General features: G+C 39.7%; 13 protein-coding genes. 1 reads left to right on the plus strand and 12 read right to left on the minus strand.

The features are described from left to right. Window positions 1–13: 13 nt before the first annotated feature. From rsmH to L634_RS0105125, 8 genes are all read right to left on the minus strand, one after another. A complete protein-coding gene (gene rsmH, locus L634_RS0105090) occupies window positions 14–946 on the minus strand; it encodes a 16S rRNA (cytosine(1402)-N(4))-methyltransferase RsmH (RefSeq protein ID WP_026581510.1) in 933 nt (310 codons plus the stop codon). Between the two features lie 124 nt (window positions 947–1,070). Then, complete coding sequence (mraZ, locus tag L634_RS0105095; protein WP_026581511.1) at window positions 1,071–1,502, minus strand: division/cell wall cluster transcriptional repressor MraZ; 432 nt, start codon at window positions 1,500–1,502, stop codon at window positions 1,071–1,073. 288 nt (window positions 1,503–1,790) lie between these two features. Beyond that, entirely contained in the window at window positions 1,791–3,425 is a 1,635-nt protein-coding gene (gene bshC, locus L634_RS0105100) for a bacillithiol biosynthesis cysteine-adding enzyme BshC (RefSeq protein ID WP_026581512.1), read from the minus strand. A gap of 371 nt (window positions 3,426–3,796) precedes the next feature. Beyond that, on the minus strand, window positions 3,797–4,192 hold the full coding sequence (locus L634_RS0105105; RefSeq protein WP_026581513.1) for a DUF3397 domain-containing protein: 396 nt from the start codon (window positions 4,190–4,192) through the stop codon (window positions 3,797–3,799). Between the two features lie 13 nt (window positions 4,193–4,205). After that, window positions 4,206–5,090 (minus strand): 2-dehydropantoate 2-reductase, encoded by an 885-nt coding sequence (locus L634_RS0105110; protein WP_026581514.1) that lies wholly within the window; start codon window positions 5,088–5,090, stop codon window positions 4,206–4,208. A gap of 189 nt (window positions 5,091–5,279) precedes the next feature. Beyond that, window positions 5,280–6,821: an acyl-CoA carboxylase subunit beta gene (locus L634_RS0105115; protein WP_026581515.1), complete on the minus strand. Its 1,542-nt coding sequence runs from the start codon at window positions 6,819–6,821 to the stop codon at window positions 5,280–5,282. 58 nt (window positions 6,822–6,879) lie between these two features. Next, window positions 6,880–7,092, minus strand: a complete 213-nt coding sequence (locus L634_RS0105120; RefSeq protein WP_026581516.1) for a biotin/lipoyl-binding carrier protein — start codon at window positions 7,090–7,092, stop codon at window positions 6,880–6,882. Between the two features lie 15 nt (window positions 7,093–7,107). Continuing rightward, complete coding sequence (locus L634_RS0105125; protein ID WP_026581517.1) at window positions 7,108–8,451, minus strand: acetyl-CoA carboxylase biotin carboxylase subunit; 1,344 nt, start codon at window positions 8,449–8,451, stop codon at window positions 7,108–7,110. Window positions 8,452–8,715: 264 nt separating this feature from the next. Between L634_RS0105125 and L634_RS0105130 the strand changes: the two genes are divergently transcribed. After that, complete coding sequence (locus tag L634_RS0105130; RefSeq protein WP_026581518.1) at window positions 8,716–9,189, plus strand: N-acetyltransferase; 474 nt, start codon at window positions 8,716–8,718, stop codon at window positions 9,187–9,189. Between the two features lie 122 nt (window positions 9,190–9,311). Here the strand turns inward: L634_RS0105130 and L634_RS0105135 are convergent, their stop codons facing one another. The 4 genes from L634_RS0105135 to L634_RS0105155 all read right to left on the minus strand — a co-directional run bounded on the left by L634_RS0105135 (window position 9,312) and on the right by L634_RS0105155 (window position 11,936). Beyond that, window positions 9,312–9,944 (minus strand): RsfA family transcriptional regulator, encoded by a 633-nt coding sequence (locus tag L634_RS0105135; protein ID WP_026581519.1) that lies wholly within the window; start codon window positions 9,942–9,944, stop codon window positions 9,312–9,314. Window positions 9,945–10,081: 137 nt separating this feature from the next. After that, window positions 10,082–10,837, minus strand: a complete 756-nt coding sequence (locus L634_RS0105140; RefSeq protein WP_026581520.1) for an enoyl-CoA hydratase/isomerase family protein — start codon at window positions 10,835–10,837, stop codon at window positions 10,082–10,084. Window positions 10,838–11,119: 282 nt separating this feature from the next. After that, complete coding sequence (gene rpmF, locus L634_RS0105145; RefSeq protein WP_009791160.1) at window positions 11,120–11,293, minus strand: 50S ribosomal protein L32; 174 nt, start codon at window positions 11,291–11,293, stop codon at window positions 11,120–11,122. Between the two features lie 118 nt (window positions 11,294–11,411). Continuing rightward, window positions 11,412–11,936, minus strand: coding sequence for a YceD family protein (locus L634_RS0105155; RefSeq protein ID WP_026581521.1), 525 nt, complete (start codon window positions 11,934–11,936; stop codon window positions 11,412–11,414). Between the last annotated feature and the right edge of the window lie 196 nt (window positions 11,937–12,132).

Here is a 12,132-nt window from a genome sequence, read left to right on the forward strand (position 1 = left end):
AGACCGTGATTGCTTATAGTTTTTCCGCTATTCGCAGCTTTGCAGATCTAGCGCGGTTATTGTGTTCCAGCTCTTCCTCTGAAGGAAGGATCGGTTTTCTGTTAATTAGCTTTAAAGCTGGTTTATATTCGTCAGGAATAATCGGCAGGCCTGGAGGCAAATTCGGTGTTTCACTAGCTTTTTTAAATGTAGCTTTGCAGATTCTATCCTCTAATGAATGGAAAGTGATGACACTGATCCTTCCCTTCGGATTCAGAATATCGATGGCCTGCTGCAGTGAATTCTCAAATACGCCAAGTTCATCATTAACAGCAATCCTAATAGCCTGAAACACTCTTTTTGCAGGATGTCCGCCTTTCCTCCTCGCAGGAGCAGGTATGGCATCCTTGATGATTTCAACAAGCTGCCCTGTAGTTTCAATAGGAGCTTCCGCTCTGGCCGCTTCAATTTTTCTCGCAATTTGCTTAGAGAACTTTTCTTCTCCATAGCGGAAGAAAATTTTTACAAGTTCTGCATAATCCCAGCTGTTTACCACATCATAGGCTGAAAGCTCTGCATCTGTGTCCATCCTCATATCCAGCGGGGCATCATTGTGATAACTGAACCCCCGTTCCGGTGTATCCAGTTGAGGGGAAGAGACGCCAAGATCGTATAATACACCGTCAACTTTTTGAACACCCAAATTATCCAATTCTTCCTGAAGATACTTAAAGTTGCTTTTAATAATTGTTATTCTGTCTCCATATTTAGCCAGTTTTTCTTTTGCATGGGCGATCGCTGTATCATCCTGGTCAAAAGCGTATAGCTTTCCATTATCAGAAAGCTGAGAAAGAATAAGCTCACTATGGCCTGCACCACCAAGGGTACAATCCACATACACTCCATCGGGATGAATATTTAAGCCATCGACCGTTTCCTTTAATAGTACTGTTGTATGATCAAACATCGTTGTTTGTTTCCACCTTTCCAATTCCGAAATCTTTAGATGCCTAAAGCCAGCATCTGGAGCTAGATAGCCATCTTTGCAAGAAAATAAATATACGGGAAATTATATTAATAAAACATTCCCATTATATATCAAACCCAATCATATTTTCTGCAATATCAGCAAAAGATTCCTCTGATTCTGCAAAATAATCTTCCCAAAGATTCTTGCTCCATATCTCAATCCGATTGGAAACGCCCAGTACTACACATTCTTTTTCCAATTTTGCATATTGCAGAAGCGGGGAAGCAATATTTATTCTTCCTTGCTTGTCTATTTCACATTCAGTGGCACCTGAAAAGAAAAAACGGGTAAAGGCACGGGCATCTTTCTTTGTAAGAGGCAAACCTTTTAATTTTTCTTCAAGCAGCCTCCACTCATCCATCGGGTAGCCAAACAAACATTGATCAAGTCCCCGGGTCAAAACAAATGTCTCGCCCAAGTTATCACGGAACTTGGCAGGCACAATAAGACGGCCTTTATTATCAACGTTATGATGGAACTCACCCATGAACATACCCACTGCACCCACTTTCTAACTCAAATGTACCACAATCCCCCACTTTCCTCCACATGTTTTTAATTATTCTACCACTCCATTTAAAATCCTGCCTCCTTAAGGCTTTTCTCCATTTTTCCGTTCGTCTTTTTATTACAATTTCTTTAAGGGCTTTACTATTTTTTCAAACCCTGCAACAAACTTCTTAAATGTTGGCATATTAAGATTTAGTTGTTTTTTCCTTTCAATTAATAAGATAAAAAAAGCCTTATCCAGATGGATAAGGCAGAAGAATATTAGCGAATATTAAATTTTTATGACTTTGTGTGTCCCATCAAACTTAAATGGATTTTCGAGCAAATCATGCAAAAAGCCCAAGCCATATTTGTTGATGTAGTAAAATCCGTTCCATACCCTCTCCTGTGGAGATCCAGCCGGCCTTAAGGAATTTCCTACTTTTTCATATTTTTTGGTGATTACTTCATGCTTTTGCTGTATCGCCATTTGGATCCTTTTCTCCATAAAATCCATCTGCTTAATGAGAAGTTCCTCGTTTTTCTTTAACATTGGAAGCATGGAATGTGCTTCCATCTCCGTTAAATCCTTTATGAACTTATAATTATTCTGTAATTGTTCTTTTGTTTTCCTGAACTGCTCTTCTATGCTTTCATTCTTTATATGCTCCAGATAATTCTCTTTTTCCTCTTCAATGCCTGAGGAAAGCACTTTTTGCAAATCAAGATCTAATTCCTTCAAGTCGCTTTCAATCGACCGCTCCAGAAAGGTTATATTTAGCCGCGGCACAATTGGGGGCATTTTCATTCCAAAACACTCAAAAGCAGTCTTGAGCTCCGCCCAATAGGCAATTTCCCCCGGCCCGGCTATAAATGCCAGCGTTGGAAACAGACATTCCTGTGTAATAGGCCTTGTCACAACATTATTGCTTAACCTTTCAGGGTATTTTTCAGCCACCGCCAAAAGCTCTTTCATTGTAAATTCGTGGAAGCATTCCTTTCCTGTAAACACATTTTTTTCTTGATTGTATTCAAGAAGTATTCTTTCCTTATGCTTCTCATCATAATAGAATAGGTTTGCTGCATTCTCACGAATCTCAATTGTGTTAGGAAATCCGGCAAGACCTAACTGATTTTGCTGATCTTTCACCCTTTTGGTTATTTCCCCATAGCTTTCAATCTGTTTTGCAAAAATGTCTCTTTCAAGCATCCGCAAATTGGGATCACCCGAATCAACAAGCAGCAGTCCGGTATCTTTAAACAAGTGCATCATGATTCCTGCAAAAAAGTCAACAAAGCTTTCAGATTGATTGATTGTTTCATTCAATATTTCAAGAAGGCCTTTTGTATATTGAGTTTCACCAAATGATTCAATGATCCCCTCGACCCATACCTTGCACTTTTCACGATCCAAATTAATAGCAGAAATCATTCTCTTCTCAAGTATCTTTTCAGGATAGATCACTTTTTCCATTTTGTTATTATTTTCAATAAAGACATGGTTGACTTCCTGATAATCATGGTCCTCACCTGCTATCCAGAACACGGGTATCACTGGAACACCTAACTCTTTTTCCTTTTGTTTAGAAAGTGAGATTATTGAAATGATTTTATGTATGGTATAAAGCGGGCCTGTCAAAATACCAGCCTGCTGTCCGCCAATAATAACCGTACTATTGTCTTGTTTCAGCCTCTCAAGTGACTTTTGAACAGCTGAAGATCCCGGAAAGCGATCCATAAACTTTCCAATACAATCAGAAAGTTCATTTCTTTTAAATGACCGATCCTTCAATTCACTTAACCGTACTTTAAAATCCGAGGAAGAGTTATAGCGATAGTGGAAAAACTGCATAAGTTCTTCTGCTTGGGCAGTATAATCTGTTGCAAACCGGTTTGTAGCCGGCAATGAGAGATTAAGAATCTCCATTAATGAACTTCCTTTCTCATAAACATTTTTCAAGGGCTGTTCAAAAAGTCCGGGAAAAATTGCAGCCGAATCTCATTGCACCCGATGTGCTAATCCGCCTTTCGCCACAGGATGCAGCGCCCTTTTTATAGGACAGCGCCTACCGCTCTTGTATTACTCCTAGCTTTTTCCTGAGAGCGATGATTGTTCACAGGGAGCTTTACTTGGTGCTCTAAGCTGCACTTCCTTGACCTTCTCGGCTCTTTTTGTCTTCCTTTTTTGAACTCAATTAACTTTTCATCTTCTGAGTATATCATTGTCTTAAATGAAAAGAAAAAAACTTTGCTTACCTAAAGGTTTTAATTCTAGATGTTCAGGTCTTTATCCTATATTTAAGGGATAAATACAACCGCTGTTACCCTTTGAACCAGCCCAACAATGACGAGGACAACATACGCAGTAAAGTATAATAAAAAGTTGAATCGCCAAAACCCTTTAAACATTTTCCTCAGGTTTATTTCCTGTTTTGCCTTCCAATGAATAATAATAAAGATTACGGCTGTAACAAGCAATGATAAAAGAATGATCCACAAAAATGATTTATCCCAAATCACGATGATTAAAAAATGGACAGATAATATAAATAATAAAGTGCTGACATCCAAAGCAATATGAACCGACCTTTTATGTTTTTTTGTTATTTGCTTGCTGATAATAAAAACAGCCAGATATCCCAAAAGCGGAATAGTAACTAAAGTCGCAATAAAAGCTGAAAACACTGTATTCAACTTATCCCCCCCTTTACTCCTTCCCTTTTATAAGGCAATAAAGACTTTCAGAATATGGTGCAGCCAGCTTCCTATTATTTGCTTCTTCCAGGATGTACCCCAGGATGGCATCTATTTCTGTAGGCCTCCCTTCTTCAATATCCTTGAGCATAGAAGATTGGTTATTCCCAGTAGTCCTGCAAACCTTTTTCACATGAATAAGAGCTGCTTCTTTATCAGTGACCTCTATTATTGTGCATATCTCATCAAACAGTTTTAAAAACAGGCGATAATAAAATTCATTTTCCAGCAGTTCTCCATTTCTGACACGAAGGACAGCAGTCAACGGATTAATAATCGAGTTAACGATCAGCTTTTCTGTTAGCATCTCTTTATAGTTATCATGAAAAACAAAAGGGAAATCATTTGATTCAGGTTCAGAAATTTTTTGTAAAAAAGCTGCATCTCCCTTTATAGCAGCCAGCTTAGTTACGCCTATACCCGTATGCTTAACAGCATCTATTCCCGCTTTCAAAGCGCCATGTTCCACACTCCCTACAAAAATTTGCTCCGCTTGAATGGTTTTTATCCATTTCAAATGCCCCATCCCATTTTGGAGAAACAGCAATGACAGAGGACGAATAGGACAGGTTTTCTGTATTCTGCCAACAATATCTGGAATGCTATACTGTTTCACAGCAATGATTGTCAGTTCTTCCTCCCCAGCCCATTCTGAAATAAGCTTGGCGTGAATAGGTGCAGCAACTGTTTTTCCATCTCTTTCAAAAATAAGCCCCTCTGCATTCAGCCTTTTTGCCTGGCTGATATTTCTAACATAGATTCGGACGTTATGATGTTCGTTTAAGTAATAGGCAAATAAAAGGCCTATGGCGCCTCCGCCAATAATCGCAATCTTCATATCCAGCTCCAAAAATGTATTTATTTATATATGTTATATTTTATCAAAATCAACATAAAAAATGGATAAATTGGAATGTTTACACTTTTTTATGCCAGTTCTTAATTTTAAATTCCATCTTGAATTCAAGAATTCCTCTAAAAAAATCCCTTTTTCGGGAATCGAAAAAGGGATTTTTTCTGGATACTATTAAACCGGGTATACCGGATGCTTCCGTACACTAAATGTCAACTCTTTTGTTTCATATAAACCAAAACGGTTAATCAATACATTTCTAAGTTCTGATGGAGAAACAATATCGTCCACAATTAATTCAGAGGCAAGCTTATAAATATCAATCGTTTCTTTGTATTCCTGCTGTTTTTCCTGAACATACTTAATTTTTTCTTTCGGATCTTCTATAGCATTAATTTTGTTGGAATACACCGCATTGACAGCAGCTTCAGGCCCCATAACCGCTATTTGTGCGGTAGGGAGCGCAATACAGCAATCAGGCTCGAATGCTGGTCCAGCCATCGCATAAAGCCCTGCTCCATATGCTTTTCTAACAACAACCGAAATTTTAGGTACAGTAGCTGAACTCATGGCTGCGATGAGCTTCGCACCATGCCGGATAATCCCAGCTCTTTCTACTTTCGTTCCAATCATAAATCCGGGAACATCTGCCAGGAATAATAATGGAATATGGAAAGCATCACAAAGCTGAATAAACTTCGCGCCCTTATCAGCAGAATCCACAAACAATACTCCGCCCTTCACTTTCGGCTGGTTGGCAATGATCCCAACTGTCCTTCCGCCGATTCGTGCCAGACCTGTAATTAGTTCAGCTGCAAAAAGCTTTTTAATTTCAAAAAAGCTGCCTTCATCGATTAAAGAATCAATACATTCATACATATCAAACGGTGCATTTTGGTTCTTAGGAATAATCTCTTCCAGATCGCGTCCAGCCTTTGGCTGAATTTCCTCAAACTTCGCGGGCTTTTCTTTAAAGCTCGCCGGGAAGTAGCCCAAATATCTTCTCGCATATTTAATAGCCTCTTCCTCGCTATAGGCAAGCACATCTCCACATCCGCTGACTGAACAATGCATTCGGGCTCCGCCCATTTCTTCAAGAGTAACCTTTTCGCCGATAACCTTTTCAGCCATTCTCGGTGATCCCAGATACATGGATGCATTCTGGTCTACCATGATGACAATATCACAAAATGCCGGAATATAGGCTCCACCTGCAGCTGAAGGCCCAAATAATAGACAAATTTGCGGCACCATGCCTGAAAGTTTTACTTGATTGTAAAAAATCCGGCCTGCCCCTCGCCTATTTGGAAACATATCAAGCTGATCTGTAATGCGGGCCCCTGCTGAATCAACAAGATAAAGAATGGGAACTTTTAATTTTTCAGCGGTTTCCTGAATTCGGATGATTTTCTCAACTGTTCGGGCTCCCCAGGAACCTGCCTTAACTGTTGAATCGTTTGCCATCACGCAAACCGTCTGCCCATTGATTTTTCCAATGGCCGTTACGACGCCATCTGCAGGCAGATCCTCTTTCTGGCAGTTTGCAAACTTGCCATCCTCCTCGTAGAATCCATCGTCAAAAAGCAGCTCAAGACGTCTTCTGACAAAGAGTTTATTTTGTGCTTCATTCTTCTCATGATACTTTGGATGTCCGCCGGCTTCGATCTCACGGCTTCTTTCCTGCAGCGTTTCCGTTAATGTCTTTGCAGTGGTCATTCTCTTCCTCCTAAAATAAGATTTTTATCAAAGGCCAGTTTTGGATTTTTCGCAGACCTTATTCAAAAACAATAAGAACATCGCCTTCGTTTACGAAGTCTCCAACGTTTACTTTGACTTCAGAAATTTTACCGGAAGCTTCACTCTCAACTGGAATCTCCATCTTCATGGATTCAAGCATGAGCACTTCCTGACCAGCAGAAATCTCCTGGCCCGACTCAACCATAATATTTAATACTGTACCTGCCATAGATGATGTAATTTCTTTCATTAGTAATTCCTCCTTTTATTTGACGGCGAATGCCTTTTCTGTTAAGAATGCTGTTGTATACTCCCCATTGCGGAAGTCTTCGTCTCTTAAAATCTCTTTAAATAAAGGCGCATTTGTTTTAATGCCTTCCAACTTTAGTTCATCAAAGAATTGCACCGCTTTTTCGATCGCCTCTGTTCTTGAATCACCATGGATAATGCATTTTGCAATCATTGGATCATAAAACGGGCTGACGGCTGTACCAGAAATATATCCATAATCTACGCGTATGCCTGGCGAGGTTTTCCATTCAAACATGGACAAATTCCCAGGTGAAGGAAGAAAGGTTTTAGGATCCTCAGCATATAGCCTGAACTCGATTGAGTGGCCCTGCTGTTTAATTTCATTTTGTAAAAGGGGAAGCTTTTCTCCAGAGGCAACCAAGAGCTGCCATTTCACTAAATCAAGGCCTGTAATCTGTTCCGTTACCGGATGCTCAACCTGAAGCCTTGTATTCATCTCAAGAAAATAAAAATTCTCTTTTTCATCTACGATAAATTCAATCGTTCCTGCATTCTTATATTGAACAGCCGCTGCCGCAGTCAAAGCAGTCTCACACATTTTTTGCTTGGTCTGTTCTGTAAGGAAAGGTGATGGTGATTCCTCCACAACCTTCTGGTGCCTTCTCTGAATGGAGCAATCTCTTTCAAATAAGTGAACAATGTTGCAATGAAGATCACCGAACACTTGGATTTCTACATGTCTGGCATTTTGAATGTATTTTTCTACGAATACTTCTTCTGATCCAAAGTAGGCTTTAGCACGGGCTTTTGTAGAATCAAACGACTTAGCGAGCGCTTGCTCATTTTCACAGCGTACCATGCCAATCCCTCCGCCTCCGCCGCTGGCCTTCAGCATAACCGGATAACCCATTGAATCTGCAAGCTTAACGGCTTCCTCTAGCGTTGAAGTGCCCTCACCGCTTCCTGGAACGACCGGCACCCCCGCTTCCATCATTGTTTTGCGGGATAAGATTTTGTCCCCCATCATCTCAATCGTTTCGGGATCAGGGCCAATAAAAGCAATGCCCGCATCTATAACTGCTCTTGCAAAGCTAGCGTTTTCAGATAAAAAACCGTAGCCTGGATGGATCCCATCAACTTTCTCCCTTTTGGCTATTTCCAGGATGGCATCAGTTTTTAAATAGGACTTATTAACAGGCGGTTCACCTATATGGAATGCATATGTAGCTTCTTTAGCAAAAGGCAGGTCTTTATCTGCATCAGAATAAATGGCAACAGTTTCAATTCCCATTTCCCTGCAGGTCTTAATAATGCGCAAAGCAATTTCTCCCCTGTTTGCAATCAATATTTTTCGCACAATCGATCCCCTTTCTAAGCATAATAATCCTGCTATAATATATATTTCTACAATCTTCTGCCTTTTTCCTGCTAATTTTGAAAACGCTTTCTGATTTTTATAAAAAAACTAAAAATATATTAAGTTTTTTCTAAGTGCAGAATTTTTTGTTTACTTGTTATATAATAATAGACAAAGAAAGAAACTTCCGAGAACGGAAGTTAATTATTTAAGCGGTTACATCAATAAGAATCTTTATACATCATTGGCTAAGGGGGAGATTACATGAATTATAAAGTTGAAAAACTTAAGGTTAACTACAAGACTTTGGAAGAGTTTAAAAAATTTAAAGAGTATGGGCTTCAGGAATTGTCCATGCTTGAAGACCTTGAAGCTAATATTATAGAGAATGACAGTGAATCGCCTTTCTATGGCATATATTTCGGTGATAAGCTTGTAGCCCGCATGAGCCTTTATCAGATTGATGCAAGATTCGACCGTTATTTCGAGCCTGCTCAGGATTACTTGGAACTTTGGAAGCTCGAGGTTCTTCCTGACTATCAACATAAGGGCTATGGCCAGGCGCTTGTAGAATTTGCAAAAGGTTTCGGACTTCCTATTAAAACGAATCCTCGTGTAAAATCAAAGCCATTCTGGGAAAAGATGGGCTTTTCTGCAGTACAGTATGACATGGAGCGTGACCTTGGGGAAAACCCGCTTGTATGGTTTCCTGCAGGCGTTAAGGAACAGACACATTAACAGCAAGCAACCCTTCTATGCTGAAAATGGCAAGATAAAGCGGACAATCGAATGTCCGCTTTATTTACGTTGATTGTCTATTTCAATACCTCTATTTTAATATAAATTACGGGGTACCTATACTATTTCTCAACTTTCTCAAGCTTGCTGTTTGGATCGACAGTAAATTTAACATTTTTCTGCCGGTCTCCATCTTTTAACCCAACAAGCTTGCGGGCGCTCTCCATAATTTCTACTAACGCTTTATAATCCTGCTCGATTGTGTTTAGTTCTTTAATTAATCTCTCATTTTCAGCTGCAAGGTAAAACATCTGTTTTTCCAATTCCTTAATGCGTTCTTTTGGTGCATTTCCATCAGGCTCCCCATTTTTTTGGGCTTTATTATATAAAGCTTTGAGAAAGCTGACTAATTCATCAAACTCAATAGTATTCTGATCATTTTGGTCAGTGTTTACGGAATGATTATTTTCCTTAGCAGCAGGCTCTTCCAAAAATCCTTTCTCATTTTCAGATGCCTGAGGATTTTTTTTCATTTCTTTCCTCTGCTTTTTAGCCAACTCAATTCCAGATTTATATTGCTTTCTGACAAATGAGTTCCAGCGAAAGCCGCAAGCTGCTGCAGTTCTGCTTAACTGTTTGCCTACTTCTTCAAATGCTTGAAGCTGTGTTCCTCCTTCTCTAATATGGCGGAGCACCACTTCAGCCAGCAGTAAATCTTCATCTTGTGACCAAGCATCCTGACGAGTTGAAGACATCAGTATATCCCTCCTAGTGTTTTTTCTTTATACATATGCCTCTGCTAGAAAAGATAGACTGATATCATTCTATAAAAGTAAAACTTTATTCTGGCAAAGCCCTCTTCAAGTGAAATTTCAGGCTATAATCTTGCCTTTTATTTATTCATAAAGCGGTCAACCTGGTTATGATGCGCTTCTCCTTCCCACAAAATGGCACATTGGCGCACTTCCTTGTCAATCCTTCCTTCTATATTATTCATCTTCCATTTTCTAATTAGGATATCTTTATATGCCATCAGGACATCACTCTCCATCAAGAGCATCTTTTGCAGAAACCTTCTGGCGGCTTCAATTGATTCTCCTGCATAAATAGCTTGGATAAAGCCCATTCCTTCTAATTCTTCGGCTGTGTATACCGCTGCTTCCGTTAGCATCTTCATTGCATTACCCGGAATCATTTTTTCCATTAGCATAGTCCCGCCTCCCCAGCCAGTTGTAATGGCCAAGGTTCCTTGAATAAACCCTGCTCTGGCACCAGCTTTGGCAATGCGGTAATCGCAGGCAGCTGCCAGCTCGCAACCGCCTCCAACCGCGGTTCCGTTTAGTATTGCCAAAGTCGGCTTAGGCAAGAAAAGCAGCTTTTTCAGAAGCTCAGCCATTCTGCTAAGCATTTCAAAAGCTTCCTCCTCCGTTTTCAAACGATGGAAGGAAGAAAGATCACCTCCGGAGCAAAATGACTGGTTCCCTGCTCCTGTAATTGCAAGGGCTTTATACGACTTTCTTCCAGCTCTCTCTAAGACCTCTTCCAACCCATCCATCACTTCATAACTTATTGCATTTCTTTTTTCAGGCCTGTTTATTGTAAATACTAAAAGCCCATCTTCATGTTCTTCAATTATGTACGGCTTCATAGCTGCCTCCTTTTGGTATTAAGCTCTGTTAAGCCTGTCCGTTGATTTCCGCTCTGGAGATTCTGTAAACCCGGGGCGGAAGGTCCAGCGTTCCTCGTCAACTTCCCCTGGTTAGTATCTCGCTTTAAACCTTCTTCCTGAACAGCCTCGCTCTTTAAAATAGCTATCCAATAATTTTAATATTAGCAAAACTTTTTGCATACTTGTACTCATAAAGAAGAAGTTATCCCATAAAACGACAAAAGCACAAGAACTAAGTTCTTGTGCTTTGTATCTAAAGGATTAGTCATTTACTACTTCTTTTCCTTTGTAAGTTCCGCAAGCTTTGCAAACGCGGTGAGCAAGTTTCATTTCACCACAGTTTGGGCATTCTACCATACCAGGAACCTGTAATTTAAAATGGGTACGACGTTTTCTCTTCGCAGTTTTAGATGTTCTTCTAAAAGGTACAGCCATTCTTCCCACCTCCTTAAAGAGTATTAGAGGATGTCCAATGGGCTTGGACACACCCATTAAGAAAGTTATGAAGGCCAGATCATGCTGGTTTCTTCAAATGCTTCTTGTTTTTCTTCCGTTATGAATCGGAAGAAGGATCATTTTGATCAAAAAATTGAGCAAGTCCGGCAAGACGAGGATCTACTTTATCCTGTTTATCTTGCTCCTGAATGACCTCCCAGTCCTTACCGGATTGGGGAGCTCCTTCTTCACTGCTGTCTTCGCAGAAAACTTGCATTGGGACTTCGAGCAAAAGGATCTCATGAAGGATCGGATTAAGATCGATCACATCACCTTTTACCTGGTGAACTTCCTCTTCAGTCTCATAATCCAAAGCTTTTAAGAGGAAAGTTTCTGTTGTTTCAACATTAATTGGATAATTTACGTCAACTAAAGTACGAGAACAAGGCAGAATTAAATGACCCTTTATATTTAAATGAAAAGTCACTTTGGCCGAATCGATATCCGCACGGCCTGTCACGTGCATTGGTGAAGCTCCGCGAATGTCCGGATCCAATTTCATGACCTCATCTACATTGACAGTTTCATCAATGGGAAAATCCTTGCTTCGATATTTTTGTAACTGACTTAAAGTCCATTTCATACGAATCACCCCAAGGCAACAAAGGTAATTATAGCCTTCCTATAATTATTTGTCAATATTTTTTCTTTACACTATAATGTAGCTAATATCATACACTAAAGGCTATTTTCTTAGCAGTTTTTTTGTGATTGGCAATTTTTCCGTTTACATTTATTTAGGCTTTCTTTTTACTTTTGCCAATACATATCTTTTTAAA

Origin of the sequence: Bacillus sp. J33, from assembly GCF_000518885.1 — a bacterium.
In the GTDB taxonomy this organism is placed as follows: domain Bacteria; phylum Bacillota; class Bacilli; order Bacillales; family Cytobacillaceae; genus Cytobacillus.